Source organism: Nocardioides luteus, from assembly GCF_014648595.1.
Classification (GTDB): Bacteria; Actinomycetota; Actinomycetes; order Propionibacteriales; family Nocardioidaceae; genus Nocardioides; species Nocardioides luteus.
Genome location: NZ_BMRK01000012.1, coordinates 38,080 through 54,813, shown reverse-complemented (window position 1 = coordinate 54,813; position 16,734 = coordinate 38,080). Strand labels below are relative to the sequence as shown.

Below are 16,734 nucleotides of genomic sequence, written 5' to 3'. Positions count from 1 at the left end.
GCGACCTGACGCGTGTCATCAGGCGTATGTGCAACGTGAACCGGCCGTTCAGGACGGGTCCACACGACGGCTACCGAGTCGGCGGCCGACCACGCGCGGCACGATCAGCAGACCGAGCGTCACCAGGGCGGCGAGCAGCGAGACCCAGGCGCTCGTACGCAGCCCCGGAGCCTGATAGGTCAGCGTCACCGTGTGGGTGCCCTCGGGGACGGGCACGGCGGCGAAGGCATGGTTGCCGGAGACCAGGTCCACCGGACGGCCGTCGACCGTCGCCGACCAGCCCGGGCGGGCGATCGAGTCGGCGACGACCAGGTAGCCGTCACCGTCCGCGGTGACCTCGGCCGAGATCTTCTCGGCCTCGTCGCGGCGTACGTCGACCTCGGCGGTCGAACCGGAGACGGCCGGGGTGGAGTCGTCGTCCAGGAGCACCGTGCCCGGGGCGACCCCCTGGGTCAGCCGCCGCACCCGGGTCGGACCGTCGGCGACGACCTCGCTCGTGCCGGCCCAGCGGACCCGTGGCAGCGCGCTCGCGCGCTCGTAGACGACCGCGCCGGCCGAGGTGTGCACGACCCGCAGCCCGTCGCCCTGCTGCGGCCGGACCGGGTCGCAGATCGCGGACCCGTCGGCGCGGCCGGCCAGCCGGACCGGCTTGCGCTTGCCGTCGAAGCTGACGGTGACCGGCACCGGGCCGGAGGTGAAGTGGTGGTCGGGCACGGCGACTCGTACCTTCGCACCTCGCTTGAGCGGACGGGTCACAGCCCGCTCGGAGGTGATCTGCTCGGCACCCGACCCCGCGCTGACCCGGACGATGGTCGGGACCCCGGCCCGCGGCTTCAGGCCGCCGGGCACGGTCAGCTCGATGCCGCGCAGCTTGCCCTGCGGCACCTGGCACCTCGCGTCCCGACCGGGCTGCACGGTCAGCGGCCGGCGCTGAGCGGCCGGCACCGGTGTCGGGACGACCGCGCCGATGACCTCCAGCGGCTGCGTCACCCAGTAGCGGACCGAGAGCTGGTCGAGCACCGGAAGGCGTCCGGGCGAGGGCACCAGGGCGGGGAAGTCGCTGTAGGTCGGCGAGAGCTGGGCGTTCGGGCTGACCGCCGCGATCAGCGACTTCCACTCCGGGGAGGTGAACTCGTGCCCGGTCGGCGTACGCAGCCGGTAGTGGTCCGCGACGCCGGTGTGCTCCCACGCGGAGGCGCCGTAGCGCTCCTCGCCGAGGTGCTCCTGGAGGAACTCGTGGGCGGGCGTGACCGGGTAGAAGTCGTCGCGGTCGGTCAGCGGCAGCACCTCGCGGGCGAACATCGTCGACTGCGCGAGCACGGCCAGCGCGAGGACGAGTGGGCCGAGCAGCCGCCAGCGCCCGCGCAGCAGCAGGGTCGCCGCCACGGCGAGGAGCGAGACCACCAGCAGCAGCGCCGGCACCCGCAGCTTCTCCGCCACGTCCGGGACCGGCCGCTCCGCGCCGTCGATGTAGGCGTAGGCCGCGTAGAGGAAGTACGCAGCCGCCCCGACGGCCACCAGCAGCGCGACCAGCGCCACGACCATCCGCGGGCTCATCCGGCGACCCTCCCGGTCCGTGGCCGGCGACAGCTCGGCCCGCTGGAGCAGACGCTCCAGGCCGATCCCGGCGAGGACGGCGCAGAGGAACCCGAAGATCGAGTTGGCCCGGCCGAAGCTGTTGGAGCTGTAGCCGGGCAGCTTCTGGAGCAGCTCGAGGGGTAGCCCGCCGATCCAGAGCAGCCAGACGACCGCGGCCAGCACGACCGCGAGCAGCGCAGGCGCCGACGGCCGCCGACCGCCCGGCATCCTAACGACCAGGGCGCACAGCACCAGCACCAGCGCAGCGACGCCGATGAACGCGATCGACTCGATCGGGTTGTCCTCGCCCGCCCAGAGGCCGTCGACGCAGGTGCCGTAGGCGTCCGGGGCGACGGTCGTGAGGACGAGGCTGGCGGGCTTGACCTCGTTGGGCGTGCGGTGCTCGATCCCCAGGGCGCTCATGTTGAGCGCGAAGGGCAGCACCTGCACCGCGGAGAGCGCGGCGCCGAGCGCGACGCCGCCGGCGGCGATCCCGCCAGCGACCAGGGTGCGCCGCAGGTCGCGGAGCATGAGCGCCCGGACCACGACGTAGATCGCGCCCAGGGTCAGCGCGAACATGGTGACGGCCGGGAAGCCGCCCAGCAGCATGGCGGCGACGACCAGGCCGACGGCGGCGAGGTCGCGCGCACCGCGCTCGTGCACGGCGCGGTCCAGCGCCCACAGCAGCAGCGGCACCAGGCAGGCGACCTTGGTGTGCGGCCAGTTGGTCCACATCATCATGAACCCGGAGGTGAAGAAGACCAGGCCGGCGACCAGCGCGATGCTGCGGCGCACCCCGAGACGGCCGAGGAAGAGCACCATCCCAGCCAGCACCAGCACCAGCTCGGTCAGCTTCACCCACGCCGGCGCCAGCCACATCGGCATCACCCAGTAGGACCACGAGACCGGGCTCAGCACGGCGTGGTTGGGGAGCGAGGCCAGGGGTGCGCCGCCCACCTCGTAGGGCGCCCAGGTGACCCAGCTGCCGTGGCGCACGCCCTCGACGATGTTCTCCACCCCGGGCAGGTAGTAGTCCCAGGTGTCGCCGCGGCACCACAGCGTCCCCTGCGGGATCGGGCCGTCGGCGGCGTACGGCATCATCGCGTGCAGCCACCCGGTGTCCAGCAGCATGCCCCGGCCGACGAGCGCGGGGCCGAACGTCACCGCGACGAAACCGACGAGCAGCGCCAGCACGACGCCCGAGCGCCACCGATCGGATGCAGACACAACAGGGGAGGGCACAAGCGGGAAATCTATGAGTAGTCGGCACCGAGCGCCGGTAGCGCGCGCGGGAGGTCGCCCAAGTCTTACCCGACTACCTGCCCGGCTGGCGGATCAGCCCCGCTTCGTCGCGACGGCCACCAGCCCGGTGCCGGTGTCGGGCCGCAGCCGCTGCAGCGCCATGAACGGGCTGGTCGCGAGCGCGATGGCTGCGCCCCTGACCCGGCCGCTGGGCTGGAAGGTACGCCCCGTGGAGCGGGTGAGCTCCTCGGGAGTCAGGTCACCGACCTTCTCCAGCTTCCGGGCGTCGATCCGGTTGCGGACCGCCTCGAGCGCGTAGCCCAGCGGCCAGCCGTAGACGGTGATCTCGACGTCCACGAGGCCTGCCGCCTCGAGCCGCTCGGTGAGCTCGGCGGGGCTGTAGCGGCGGAAGTGGCCGGCGTGCCGGTCCATCGGCCCGAACCGCTCCTGGAAGGCCGGCACCGAGAGCACCAGCTGGCCTCCGGGCCGAACATGGGTGACCCACTCGGCCAGCGCACCCTTGTCGTCCTCGATGTGCTCGAGCACCTCGAAGGCACAGACCAGGTCGTACCCCGGCCCGGGCTCCAGCTCGGAGGACATCGCGTTCAGCACGGTGCCACCGAGCACGGTGATGCGCTCGTACGCCACGGTGAAAGAGTCCCCGTCGGGCTCGACGCCCAGGTAGTCGGCGCGCATGGCGAGACGGGCGCCGAACGCCCCCTGGCCGCAGCCGATCTCCAGCGCCGTGGCCGGTGCCAGCCGGTCGATGATGCGGCTGACCACGTCGTAGCGCAGCCAGGCGCGGGGCGCGAGCGGCGGCAGCGGGCGGTCGGTGCGGGTGAGCGTCATCTGGGTCCTGGGGTCGGGGCGGATCAGCCGAGGCGTTCGAGGATCGGCGAGGCGACGGCCTCCGGGGTGTAGTGCTCCAGCGCCTGCTCGTAGGCGGCCTCGCGCAGCCGCTGGGCCTCGCTCGGGTCGTCGGCAAGCTTGATGAGTGCCGCGGCCAGCTCCTCGGCGCTGCCGGGGGAGACCAGCAGGGCGGCTTCCTCCAGCATCCGCCGCTGGGGCTCGGTGTCGGAGGTGACGACCACGGCACCGGCCGCGGCGCCCTGGAAGGCCTTGTTGGGCACGACCCGGCGGGCCTGCGGGACGGTGCCGAAGATGCCGAGGCTCACATCGAACCCGGCCACGAAGTCGGGCAGCTCCTCGGCGTCGACCCAGTCGACCCAGGAGACCCGCGGGTTCGCGGCGGCGAGCCGCCGGGCCTCCTCGTACTGCTGGCCCTGGCCCACCATCGTCACCTCGATCCGCTCGTCCTCGGCGAGGATGTCGAGGGCGTCGGCGATCACCGGAGCACCGTGGGTGGGGGAGAAGAGGCCGACGAAGACCGCGTGCAGCGGCGCCTCGGTGGGCCGCTCGAGCGCCTTGGCGCCCGCGTCGAACCACTCCGCGGTGGCGCCCACCGGGCAGACGACCGAGCGGCGGCGTACGTCCTCGGGCAGCGCCCGCTGCTGCTCGACCGTGTCCACGATGACGACGTCGGCCTGGCGGAGCGCCAGCGCGTCGATCGCCTTCATCAGGCGCAGCTTCAGCCCGTCCGACCCGGCCAGGCGCCGGTTGGTGGCGACCCCGGCGGCGGAGACCATGTGGTCGAGGAGGATGGTGGCGCGGGGATGCAGGAGGCGGGCCAGGTGCACGTCGAAGTGGCCCAGATAGCCGACCAGCACGGCGTCGGGACGCCGGTGGCGGCGCCGACGCACCGTCGCCAGCGCGAGGCCGCTCCAGCAGGCCAGCAGCCGCAGCACGAGCAGCGGCAGGCGCCACGGCTGGCGCAGGATCGCGACCCGGGCGGCGGTGTCCAGACCCAGCGGCCGGTTGACCTCCGTCACCTTCGCCCCACAGGCGCGCAAGCCCTCGATGAGTACCGCGACCCGCGGATGGGAGGCCACGTCGTAGGTGCCGAAGGCGACGATGTGCATCACCTCAACGTTAGGCTCGCGATCAAGGGGAGATCGAGCAGCACACCCCGCATCCGCGATGCCGGCGCCCGAAAAGTGCTGCCAGGAAGGACGTGTGGGCCGAGGCTGGACGAAGGCGGTGCCGCTCAAGGCGGTGGTCGTCGCGATCGTCGTCGCGGTGGCCGCCTACGCGATCCACCGCAACTGGGACGCCCTGGTGCGCGGCTTCGAGGAGCTGCCGCCGTGGGTGCTCGCCGTCGCCTTCGTGCTGACCGTGATCGCCCAGGGGATCGCCCTGCAGATATGGCGGGTGGTGCTCGCCGACCTCGGCTCGCCGCTGCCGCTGGTGCCCGCCGCCCGGATCTTCTACGTCAGCCAGCTCGGGAAGTACCTGCCCGGCTCGCTGTGGACGATCGTCGGTCAGATGGAGCTGGCTCGCGCGGAGCGGGTGCCGAGGCGTACCTCCCTGACCCAGGGTGTCCTCGTGCTCGCCATCGCCGTCGGCGCCGGGGTGATGGTCTCGGTGCTGCTGATGCCGTTCCTCGGGAGGGAGACGTTCGTCCGCTACTGGTGGGCGGTGCTGCTCCTGCCGCTGATCCTGGTGGCGCTGCACCCGCCGGTCTTCGCCAAGGTCGTCAACGCGGGTCTGCGGCTGCTGCGGCGCGCTCCGCTCGAGGTGTTGCCCACCTGGCGCGGCATCGGCAAGGGCCTGCTGCTGCAGGGTCTGGTCTGGCTCGTTCTCGGCCTCCAGATCTGGGTGGTCGTGGTCGGGCTCGGCGGGGACCCGCTGCCCTCGCTGATGGCCAGCGTCGGGGGCTACGCGCTGGGCTTCAGCCTCGGCATGGCGGCGATCGGGCTCCCGGCCGGCGCCGGGCTGCGCGAGGCCGTCCTCGTCGTCGCGCTCTCCGGCGTCCTGCCACCCGGGCTGGCACTGCTCGTCGCCCTCCTCGCCCGCGGGATCGCCGTCCTGGCCGATGTCGCGGTCGCTCTCGTCGCCGCCTTCCTGACCCGCCGCGCCGGCGACCTTCCTGCCCCGTCCACGACCGACGAACCCCTCGGGAGCTCTCTGTGCCCACCGCCCGGCCGACCGAACCGCCCACGCCCCGGCTCTGGGCCGCCGGCCTGATCGCCAACCTCCTCACCTGCGCGGGAGTGTGCGCGGGCTACGCGCTCTCCTCGCCGCTCTACGGCACCAAGGACGAGGTCGCTCACGTCGACCACGCCTACCAGCTCTGGCACGGCACCCTGATCAGCGTGGGCGACCCGATGCGGATGCCGCAGATCTGGGGCTACACGCTGCCCTTCGACTGGACCGGTCAGCATCCGCCGCTCTTCTACCTCCTGCTCGCCCCGGTCGTCGGCCCGCTGACCGACGCCGGACACCTCCTCGCCGCAGGCATGGCGGCCCGTGGCATCTCCGCCGTGATCACCTGCCTGGTCGTCGTCGCGGTGATGTGGACGACCAGGGTGATCGTCCCGAGCCGCCCGGAGGTGGCGCTCGCGGCCGGTCTCGTGACCGCGCTCAGCCCCGCCCTGACCAGGCTCGGCGGCGTCGTCTTCAACGACAACCTGTTCGTGCTGTGGGCGACCCTGCTGGTCGGGCAGACGGTCTGGTTGCTCCGTCACGGACCCAGGACCCGGGGGATCGTCCTCTTCGCCCTGTACGCCGCGGCCGCCCTCGGCACCCGGCTCCCCGGTGTCGTCTTCATCGGCCTGTGCGCGACCACCCTCGGGCTGGTCTGGCTCTTCGCCGGCGCGCGACGCGACTGGGCGGCCATCTGGCGGCTGAGCCTCGGCGTGCTCCTCGCCGTCGCCGCCAACATCTGGTTCTACCTGCGCAACTTCCGCGACACCGGCAACTGGTCCGGCATGCAGACCGACCTCGTCGGCAAGGCCGGTGGCCCGCTCGAGGCCCGGGAGGTACGCCCCGTGCTGGATGTCGCCACCGACCCCGAGATCTGGCGCCAGCTGCTGATCCCGCCGTCACTCCAGGAGCACGTGACCCTCGGCGCGATCCTCACCGTCGCCCCGCTCCTGGTCGGGCTGGTCGTCGCCCTCCGGGCGCTCTCCCGGGCCCGCCGCGACCCGGTCCGGGTCGCCACCGCGCTGCTGCTGCTCGCCCTCGCCGTCGTCATCGTCGCGATCCAGCTCGACTACGCGGCCGGGGGCGGGGGAGCGTACTGGCGCTACCTCGTGCCGCTCACCGTGGTCTCCAGCCTGCTCACCGCGCTCGGCCTCGCGGTGACCCCGCGCCTGGCGGGGCCGCTGGTGGCGATCTGGGCGGCAGCGATGTTCACCCTCTTCGTCGCCCACATCGCACCGCCGAACCCGTCGGGCGGCGACCTGGCCACCGCGCCGGTCTTCCAGACGGCCGCCTGGGCTGCGGCGGGCGTCGGCGGGGTGGCCTGCGCGGCCGCGGTCGTGACCGTCCTTTTGGTCGGTGTCGCCCGCTCCCGTTAGGATTCTTTCGATCTGTCGTGCCCTCATCCGGAAGTGAAACATGACTGGCCTGGACCCGAGAGCGCCGCTCGTGCTCGATACTCGCGAGCTCGGCCGCCGCCCGGGGTCCGAGCGTCACGTCGAACTGACGGCGCCGGCGCCGGCGGATCTTGGCATCGAAGTCCTCTCTGTCCCCGAGGGATCGCCGGTCGAGCTCGACCTGCGTCTCGAGGCGGTCATGGAGGGTGTGCTGGTCACGGGGACGGCTTTCGCCGGCCTCGAGGGCGAGTGCGTGCGGTGCCTGGAGCCGATCCACGACGAGGTCGAGGTCGACATCCAGGAGCTGTACGTCTACAACGACTCGCGTGACGGCCAGGACACCGGCCCGGAGGGCGAGGACGACGAGACCAGCCGGACCGAGGGCGACCTGCTCGACCTCGAGCCGGTGATCAGGGATGCGGTGGTGCTCGCACTGCCGTTCCAGCCGATGTGCCAGGACGACTGTCCGGGACTGTGCCCCGAGTGTGGGGCGCGGCTCGCGGACGAGCCCGGGCACGACCACGGTGAGAAGATCGACCCGCGCTGGGCGGGGCTGGCTTCGCTCAAGGATGACCCCAGCAACTAGAGTTCATCAGCAATCAGGCTTACGTAGCCGGTCGAGATCCGACCGGCCGAATAAGAGGAGAAAACAGTGGCTGTCCCGAAGCGGAAGATGTCGCGCAGCAACACCCGTCACCGCCGCTCGGCCTGGAAGGCCGTTGCGCCGACCCTGGTGACGTGCGCGAACCCCGCCTGCGGCGCCAAGCACCTCCCGCACCGTGCGTGCGGCGAGTGCGGCCAGTACGGCGCTCGCGCCGAGCGTCGCCAGGTCCTCTGATCTGACACGCGGTTAGTCTCCTGACCAACTACGCCGAGCTTCGCAAAGCGCTCGGGGATCCGATTCTGGACCCCGAGCTGCTTGAGCGTTCGCTCACGCATCGGTCCTACGCCTACGAGAACGGTGGCCTGCCCACCAACGAGCGCCTGGAGTTCCTGGGCGACTCGGTTCTCGGGGTCGTGGTCACCGAGACGCTCTATCGGATCCACCCCGACCTGCCCGAGGGCAAGCTCGCCAAGCTGCGGGCGGCGGTCGTGAACGCCCGCGCTCTGGCCGAGGTCGGTCAGGCCATCGGTCTCGGCCAGCACATCAAGCTGGGCCGCGGCGAGGAGGCCACGGGTGGGCGCGAGAAGGCCTCGATCGTCTCCGACACCGTGGAAGCGGTGATCGGAGCGGTTCACCTCTCCGGTGGCATCGAGGTCTCCTCGGTGCTGGTCCACCGGCTCTTCGACCCGCTCATCGCGAAGGCCTCCGACCTGGGAGCCGGTCTCGACTGGAAGACCTCCCTGCAGGAGCTCGCCGCCGAGCGGTCCCTGGGCGTGCCCGAATACGTCATCACCGACGAGGGTCCCGACCACATGAAGACCTTCACCGCGAAGGTCCGCGTCGGCGAGCAGCTCTACGGCAACGGCGTCGGCCGCTCCAAGAAGGAGGCCGAGCAGGCCGCTGCGGAGACCGCCTACGGCGAGATCAAGGCCACCGACCCGGCCACGACCGCCTAGCCGGCGATGCCCGAGCTCCCCGAGGTCGAGGTCGTACGCGCGGGCCTCGAGCGGCATGTGCTCGGCTCGCGCATCCTCGCCGTCGAGGTCCTCCACCCGCGGCCCGTCCGCCGCCATCTCGCCGGCTCCTCCGCCTTCGCCGAGGAGCTGGCCGGCCGCGTCATCACCGGCGCCCGTCGTCGCGGCAAATACCTCTGGCTCCCGCTGGACTCGGGTGACGCGCTGATGGCCCACCTCGGGATGAGCGGCCAGATGCTCGTCCAGCCGCCGACCTCGCCCGACGAGCGCCATCTGCGCGTTCGCCTTTCGCTGCTGGTCGAGCCCGGCGAGCGCCAGCGAGCCGGTGTCGAGACCAACACGGTCGGCTCGAGCGCCACCGGGGACCGTGTTGGTCTCGACACGCCTCCGCCTGGCAGCTCCGGCGGCTCGACCGACGGGATGATGGAGCTCCGCTTCGTCGACCAGCGCATGTTCGGCGGCCTCTCGATCAGCCCCGGGGGAGCCGAGCTCCCGCCGGAGATCGCCCACATCGCCCCCGACCCGCTCGAGGACGCCTTCGACCCCGAGGCCGTCGTGGCCCGCATCCGCCGCTCGGCCAGCGGCATCAAGCGCATCCTCCTCAACCAGACCGTGATCAGCGGCGTCGGCAACATCTACGCCGACGAGGCGCTGTGGCGCGCCAAGCTCCACGGCGAGCGTCCGGGTGACCGGCTGAGCCGTCCGAAGGTGCGCGAGCTCCTCGGCCACGTACGCGAGGTGATGCTCGAGGCGCTGGGTCAGGGCGGCACCTCCTTCGACGCCCTCTACGTCAACGTCAACGGCCAGTCCGGCTACTTCGAGCGGTCGCTGGCTGCGTACGGACGTGAGGGCGAGCCGTGTGACCGGTGTGGCACCCCGATCCGCCGGGTCGCCTTCATGAACCGCTCGTCCTTCTTCTGCCCGAAGTGCCAGCCTGCGCCGCGAAACCGCAGGAGCCCGGCGAGATAGCCCGTCCGGGCCATGCCTCACCACCCCTTCGAGCCAGGCGAATGTTGCGGCCTCATGACACTTCTCCAGATCACCGTCGTTTGTTGAAGAAATCGATGTCGGCTGGGTTAATCTCTGGGCCGTTCGTCCTGGGTGCGGAGATTCTGTGCCGGCCAGCAGACAGGCGAGCACCGCTGCGTTCGGGCCGGCGGTTCAGGGTGGCGACGTGGTCACCCGGATCTCGGGAAGACGGAACCAAGACCCCCACACCGGCGTGAACCACCACTCCACGCCGTCGGGCGGTTGACTGCTCGACAAGGACAACAGGTGGCTCCCCACAAGCTCGCCGTTTCCGATCATGCGCCCACGAAGCGCACGCAGGATCTGAAACCACCCCGCCCTCGGGCGGCCGAGGACCGCACCACGCGGACCCGGACCATCCCGGTCGCCATGGCCGCCGATCTCAACTACGCCAAGCCGATGGCGGTGACGATCACCTCGTTGCTGGAGAACGCGCAGGCAGGGACCGGGTACGACCTCAAGATCCTGGTGGCCGAGGAGTACCCGGCCGAGGTCCGTGACCGGATCCTGGAGCTGGAGAACCGCTACCCGGGCACCACGATCACCTTCGTGGTGGTCGCCGACTTCGAGGGCGTCACGGTCAGCACTTCCCACCTCACCGCCCCGGCGTACTTCCGGCTCAAGCTGCCCGACCTCTTCCCCGAGCTCGACCGGATCGTCTATCTCGACGTCGACACCGTCATCGAGAGCGACCTCTCCGTCCTCTTCGAGCAGGACGTCGACGACGTCTACGTCGCCGGCGTGCCGGCCGCCGTCTACCACCTGCGACCGGACGAGGTCGCCCAGAAGATGGGCCTGCCCTCCTTCGACCGCTACATCAACTCCGGCGTCATGCTGATGAACCTGGCGAGGATGCGCACGGACGGGCTGGTGGAGGAGTTCCTCAGGCTCTCCGCGCGACAGTTCGACTCCGACGACCAGGACATCATCAACATCGTCTGCTACGACGGCATCCGTCACCTGCCGTTCCGCTTCAACCTGATGACGAAGTACGGCCCCAAGAACGTCGAGGAGTTCTGGAGCAGGCCGGCCGTCCAGCGGGTCTGGTCGCAGGCCGAGTACGACGAGGCGATGAGCGCGCCGGTCGTCATCCACTTCGCCGACAAGCGCAAGCCCTGGCTGGACGTCTCGGCCGACTTCGCCGAGCGCTGGTGGAAGTACGCCGCGCTGAGCCCGATGCGAGCCGAGATCATGGCCGACTATCTCCCGGGTGCGGTCGAGACCGCCGCCGGGGCCACCTCGTCCCTGCGTGAGCGGCTGCGCAACCGGGTCGTCAGCCTCGAGCAGGCGCTCGCCGACACCCGCGGCTCGGTCTCGTTCCGGATCGGGTCCCTGATGACCTCCGGTCCCCGCGTCATCCGCGACTCGCTCCGGCGGGACGTCAGGGCGCCGCAGAACGCCCACGCCGTCGAGAAGTAGTCCGCACCATCGTCATGTCAGAAACACAAGGAGGAACCATGCCTGCCGGTATCGGGGAGCAGCCGACCAACAAGCTGGGGCTGCGTCATCGGTTGGTGCGGGTCGCCGAGGTCGACGGCGAGCACAAGCTGGTGCTGTTCGGCCGGCCGACCAGCGGCGGGCCGGTCGTCTCCCGCTACACCCGCCTGCTGGACCGTCAGTCCGGGCTGACCGCCAAGCTCGAGCGCCTCCGGGCCCGGCTCGGCGAGCCCGCGGAGACCGAGGTCGTCACAGGCCGGCCCTACTACCTCTCGCCGGACAGCGCCGAGCGGCTCAGCGTCGAGGAGATGGTCGAGAAGCTCGCCGCGTACGACGTGGTCTCGTTCGACGTCTTCGACACCGCGCTCTTCCGGGCGGTCGAGCGGCCCAACGACGTCTTCCGGATCATGGGATCGCGGTTGGCGGTCGACAGGTTCGCCCGGATCCGCAAGAGCGCTGAGGCGCACGCGCGAAACGAGAACCATCGGCACAAGGGGTCGCGCGAAGTCACGCTGCGCGAGATCTACGCCGTCATGCAGGAGAGGTACGCCGCCGATCCGGCTTGGGAGACGATGGAGCAGGAGCTCGAGATCGAGCTGTCCCGTCCGAATCCCTACATCAAGACCGTGTTCGACCGGCTCGTCACGATGGGCAGGACTGTCGTGTTCATGTCCGACATGTACCTCCCGCGCGAGGTACTGGAGGAGATGCTGGTCCGCAACGGCTATCAGGGTTACGAGAAGGTCTACGTCTCCAACGAGTACCAGCGTCGCAAGGGTGATGGGACCCTTCAGCAGGTGCTGCTCGACAACTATGCCGAGAAAACCATCGTTCACGTCGGGGACGTCTATGAGGCCGACGTCGAGCAGTCCGAACGCGCAGGGCTGGCAGCGGTCTACAATCCCGATCAGCACCAGCTCGTCAGAGAGCCGGACATGGGCACCCTCGCGGGCAGCTTCTACGGCGCGCTGGTGGACAACACGCTTGCCTCGGGCGTCTGGTCGGAGGGCCTTCACTACACGCACGGGTTCCGTGTCGGCGGCATCCTGGCTCTCGGGTTCTGTGAGTTCATCGAGAAGGTCGTGGCCGAGAAGTCCATCGACAAGGTCTTGTTCTGCGGTCGCGACTGCGACGTCCTCTCCCGGGTGTACGAGCGCGAGTACGGAAGCGTGGAGAGCGCGTATATCGACATCTCTCGCTACGCGGCCTCCGGGATCACTCTGGACCTGAACTTCGACGAGTACATCGGCCGCTCCTTCTTCCGCTGGTTCGGGGAGTCCCGCAACTCCAAGACCATCGAGCAGCTCATGCTCGACACCGGTTTCGGTTATCTGGTGCCCTACCTGGAGAAGGCTGACATCGAGCGGTTCCTGTTCCCCGCCAGCGCGAACCGTCGCAAGCTGGAGCAGTTCTTCTGGGATCACAAGTCAGTCATCGAAGATCACAACTCCACGAGCGTCGCGGCGGCGAAGAGCTACTTCGGGAGCGCGGTCGGCGACGCCCGACGCGTCCTCGTTGTCGACATCGGTTGGAGCGGGACCTGCCTGACCGCGCTGCGTCACTTCTTCCGCACGGCGATGGCCGAGCGCTCGGTGGAGATGTTCGGTGCGCTGATGTGCACGAGCCGCTCCGAGCAGCTGACCGACACCGTCTCGGACGGGTTCATCAGCCCCTACATCTACTCACCGATGAGCAACATGGACATGACCAGGTTCATGATGCCGGGCGGACGGAACGCCGTACGCCGCACGGATCTCCTCCACCACCCGCTGGAGTATCTCTTCACCGAGGTCGCCTCGAGCGTGGTCGGTTATGGCTTCGCTGACGACGGGACGGCGATCGCTCTGCGCGGGAACAACGCCCCGAGCAACACCGAGCAGATCTCCGAGATGCAGCGCGGCATCGAGGACTTCGTGGCCGCCTACCTCGACTACTCCCACGACTACACCGACATCCGGCCGGTCTCGCCGTATGTGGCGTTCAACCCGCTGCGTGCCGCGATCCAGAACGAGGCATATCTGTACGACGTCTACAAGGACTTCATCTACGACGCCACCCCGGCGCTGTTCGGTGAAGAGACGCACACCGAACGATTCGGTGACCTCTTCTCCCTTCCCGGTGCGACGACATCCCGCCAGCTGGCGTCGCGGACGACCGGCAGCCACGGAACTGTCGAGCAGGCGGATGGGGATGATCCCCGCCGCATCGTCTTCATCTCTCCGGAGATGATCTACGCCGGAGCGCCGCGAAGTCTGCTTCGCATGTGCAAGGTCGCTGCCGCCCAGGGTTTCGAGCCGATCGTCTGGACCGCGAAACCGGGCCCGTTCACGAAGGAGTTCGAGGCGTACGGCTTCCGTGTCGAGGTAGTCCGCACGAACCCCGCTCGGCCCAACAAGGTGTTCAACCGGCTGCCGGACGGCGTCGAGCTCGTGGTGTGCAACACCGTCGTCACCGACGACTACGTGCGGGCGCTCGAAGGCCGCGTTCCGCTCGTCTGGTACGTGCGTGAGGCCTCCAACCTCCCAGACTTCTTCAGGTCGAACCCGGATCGTCGGGAGACGCTGCGGAACAGCAAGAGCGTCTGCGTCGTCAGCGAGTACGCCGCGGCGGCCGTCGCCGAGTACGCCGAAGGCCGGATCGACGTCGTCCACAACAGCGTCGAGGACGTCTCCGAGCTTGCCGGAGCCTACGAGTTCGCCAGCGGCGGCAAGCACCGGTTCATTCAGCTCGGGACCATCGAGCACCGGAAGGGCTACGACCTCTTCGTGGCGGCCTACAAGGCACTTCCGGAGTCCTACCGGACGCGTGCCGAGCTGCACTTCGCTGGCGGCTTCATCAACAGCGGCTCCAGCTTCAGCTCCTACCTGTTCGGGCAGATCGAGGGCGAGGAGGGAATCCACTTCCACGGGCTCGTCTCCGACGAGCGCCGCAAGATCGAGCTGATGTCCCAGATGGACACGGTGGTGGTGGCCTCCCGCGACGAGTCCTTCTCCCTGGTCGCGCTGGAAGGCGCGATGCTCTCCAAGCCGCTGATCGTGACCGAGAACGTCGGGGCGAAGTACGTGGTCGATGACGCCAACGGTCTGGTGGTCGATGCAGGCAGCGTGGCCGCGCTCCGAGACGCCTTCATGACCATGATGGACAAGGACGAGCAGACCATCCGAGCGATGGGTGAGGCATCGCGTCGCTCCTACGACGAGCGCGCGAGCATGGAGGTGTATCACCGGGACCTGATGAAGATGTTCCACCGCCGGATCGATGCTGGTGCCGCCGGCCGTCGACGTGACTGGTCGAGACTGACGGCACTGTCGCGTCCGGGCACCGCGGTCGCCGGAGCACGTCGCCCGCGGGTGATCGTGTCGCTGACCTCCATCCCGACGAGGACCCACAAGCTGGGGGAGTGCATCGACTCGGTCCTCCAGCAGACGATGCCCGCGGACCAGGTGGTGCTCTGGCTCTCCACGCAGAACTTTCCGCGGCGGGAGGAGGACCTGCCCGAGGATCTGCTGGGCAGGGTCGGGGCCCGGTTCCGCATCGCCTGGGTCGCCGGCGACATCGCGCCCCACAAGAAGTATTTCTACGCGATGCAGGAGCACCCCGACGACATCATCATCACCGTTGACGACGACGTCATCTACAGCGAGAACCTCGTCGAGAGCCTCTACCAGGGTCACCTGGAGCATCCGCGCGCGATCATCAGCGAGCGCGCCAACCTCATCATGTTCCGGCCCGACGGAACCCTGCGCGAGTACGACGGTTGGATCTACAACTGCCAGTTCCTCCGCGGGACCCCCTCCTACCAGTTGTTGCCGACCGGCATCGCGGGTGTGCTCTACCCGCCCGGTGCCCTTCCGGAGGCGGCTTTCGACCTCGAGGCGATCACGAGCACGTCGTTGCGCGCCGATGATCTGTGGTTGAAGGTCATGACGACGTTGAACGGTTATCCGGTGTGGATGCCGCGGACGGAGGTCGGCTACGAGACGATCGAGGAGGTGCAAGCGGTCGGACTGTGGCGGGCGAACTCCTTCCAAGGCGGTAACGATGCTGCGCTCGGTCGCATCCTCGACCATGTGCAGAACTCTCTGGGCGTGCCCAGGGAGAGTCTGTTGCGGAGGATCCAAGGCGTCGCAGACGATGGCCGTGTTCTCGGCAGCGAGGAGCTCGACCTGACGCCCATGGCTCCGTGGCCGACGTCGGCGTCGGCGCCCCTGGCGGGAAGCGTGGTGGCGTGACGCACTGGCACCAGCGCCTGGCGGGGGCCGGGGCTCGGCGGATGCGCACGATGATGCGCATCCGCCCGACGCTCAGCGTGGTCGTGCCGGTCTACAACGTCGCGGAGTACGTCGAGAAGAGCCTGCGCAGCGTGCTCGCCCAGCCGCGTCACGAGATCTCCGGGCTCGAGGTGGTGGTCGTCGACGACGGCTCCACCGACGGATCGGCGGAGATCCTGCGGCGGATGGCCGACCAGGAGGCCTGCGTCACCGTCATCACCCAGGACAACGCGGGGGTCTCGAGGGCGCGTCACACCGGGATCGATGCGGCGAGCGGCGACCTGCTGACGTTCGTCGATCCCGACGACGTCCTCCCGCGCGATGCGTGGTCGGCAATGATCCGGTCGCTGCGGCGTACGGGCTCGGACTTCGCGGTGGGGGCCGCGGAGCGGGTCGTGGTCGACGGTGACGAGGAGTGGCGGTACATGACCCCGCTGATGCGGCGCAACCACGCCGAGGAGCGGCTGCGGTGCCGGATCGAGGAGGCGCCGCTGATGCTCGCCGACATCTTCGTGTGGAACAAGGTCTTCCGCCGCTCGTTCTGGGTCGAGAACGAGATCGCCTTCCCCGAGCGCACCCGCTACCAGGACCAGGTCGCGCTCACCCAGGCGTTCCTCGCCTCCGCCGCCTTCGACGTGATGACGCACGTCGTCTACGACTGGCAGGTGCGCGCCGACCGGTCCTCGGCGACGCAGAAGCGGGCACAGCTGGCGAACCTCGTCGAGCGGATCGACACCAAGCGGCAGACCATCGACCTCGTCCGCGCGTCGGGGTCGGCGGAGCTGATGGAGACGCTGCTCGCCGAGGTCCTGCCGATCGACATGTGGGAGCACTTCCGGGCCGCGGTCCATCCCGACACCGAGCACCCGCATCGCTACTGGGAGCTGCTGCGCGCAGCGGTGCTGGAGTTCTGGTACGACGCCGGCGTCCCGTTCGAGGTCACGACCGTCCCGCCGGCGCAGCGGCTGATGGCCTGGCTCGTCGCCGAGGACCGGGTTGAGGATCTCGCCGCTCTGGTCGCGATGATCGACAGGTACGGCGCCGGCAGCGCCGTCCGCCGCCACCCGTGGCGCGAGGATCCGGCCCTTCCCGCGGATCTTCGCGACATCGGGAAACTCGGTGGGAGTGCCCTGCTGACGTCGCAACCAATGCGTGGATAGGCT

At 69.7% G+C, this 16,734-nt stretch carries 12 protein-coding genes; 9 read left to right on the top strand and 3 right to left on the bottom strand.

Annotated elements, in window-relative coordinates; all coding sequences use genetic code 11:
• Positions 1-48 precede the first annotated feature (48 nt).
• From IEY81_RS15440 to IEY81_RS15430, 3 genes are all read right to left on the bottom strand, one after another.
• Positions 49-2,805, bottom strand: a complete 2,757-nt coding sequence (locus tag IEY81_RS15440; protein WP_189119372.1) for a YfhO family protein — start codon at positions 2,803-2,805, stop codon at positions 49-51.
• A 108-nt stretch (positions 2,806-2,913) separates the two neighbouring features.
• Entirely contained in the window at positions 2,914-3,669 is a 756-nt protein-coding gene (locus IEY81_RS15435) for a class I SAM-dependent methyltransferase (protein ID WP_189119371.1), read from the bottom strand.
• A 23-nt stretch (positions 3,670-3,692) separates the two neighbouring features.
• Positions 3,693-4,799: a glycosyltransferase gene (locus IEY81_RS15430; protein ID WP_229787898.1), complete on the bottom strand. Its 1,107-nt coding sequence runs from the start codon at positions 4,797-4,799 to the stop codon at positions 3,693-3,695.
• Between the two features lie 94 nt (positions 4,800-4,893).
• On the opposite strand from IEY81_RS15430, the gene IEY81_RS15425 reads away from it, so the two are divergent.
• From IEY81_RS15425 to IEY81_RS15385, 9 genes are all read left to right on the top strand, one after another.
• A complete protein-coding gene (locus tag IEY81_RS15425; protein WP_189119370.1) occupies positions 4,894-5,904 on the top strand; it encodes a lysylphosphatidylglycerol synthase transmembrane domain-containing protein in 1,011 nt (336 codons plus the stop codon).
• Positions 5,847-7,238: a glycosyltransferase family protein gene (locus IEY81_RS15420; protein WP_189119369.1), complete on the top strand. Its 1,392-nt coding sequence runs from the start codon at positions 5,847-5,849 to the stop codon at positions 7,236-7,238. Before IEY81_RS15425 ends, IEY81_RS15420 begins: the two co-directional genes overlap by 58 nt.
• A 40-nt stretch (positions 7,239-7,278) precedes the next feature.
• Positions 7,279-7,842 (top strand): YceD family protein, encoded by a 564-nt coding sequence (locus tag IEY81_RS15415; RefSeq protein ID WP_189119368.1) that lies wholly within the window; start codon positions 7,279-7,281, stop codon positions 7,840-7,842.
• A gap of 66 nt (positions 7,843-7,908) precedes the next feature.
• Positions 7,909-8,094 carry a 50S ribosomal protein L32 gene (rpmF, locus tag IEY81_RS15410; protein WP_189119367.1) on the top strand — a complete coding sequence of 62 codons (186 nt, stop codon included), beginning with the start codon at positions 7,909-7,911 and terminating at the stop codon, positions 8,092-8,094.
• 20 nt (positions 8,095-8,114) lie between these two features.
• Positions 8,115-8,816, top strand: coding sequence for a ribonuclease III (gene rnc / locus IEY81_RS15405; protein ID WP_189119461.1), 702 nt, complete (start codon positions 8,115-8,117; stop codon positions 8,814-8,816).
• 6 nt (positions 8,817-8,822) lie between these two features.
• The gene (locus IEY81_RS15400; protein WP_189119366.1) at positions 8,823-9,803 is read left to right on the top strand and encodes an Fpg/Nei family DNA glycosylase; all 981 of its coding nucleotides are present in this window, start codon (positions 8,823-8,825) and stop codon (positions 9,801-9,803) included.
• A gap of 429 nt (positions 9,804-10,232) precedes the next feature.
• Positions 10,233-11,282: a glycosyltransferase family 8 protein gene (locus IEY81_RS15395; RefSeq protein WP_189119365.1), complete on the top strand. Its 1,050-nt coding sequence runs from the start codon at positions 10,233-10,235 to the stop codon at positions 11,280-11,282.
• 38 nt (positions 11,283-11,320) lie between these two features.
• A complete protein-coding gene (locus IEY81_RS15390; RefSeq protein ID WP_189119364.1) occupies positions 11,321-15,532 on the top strand; it encodes a glycosyltransferase in 4,212 nt (1,403 codons plus the stop codon).
• Positions 15,529-16,731: a glycosyltransferase family 2 protein gene (locus tag IEY81_RS15385; protein ID WP_189119363.1), complete on the top strand. Its 1,203-nt coding sequence runs from the start codon at positions 15,529-15,531 to the stop codon at positions 16,729-16,731. The genes IEY81_RS15390 and IEY81_RS15385 overlap by 4 nt, the downstream gene beginning before the upstream one ends.
• Positions 16,732-16,734: the final 3 nt, after the last annotated feature.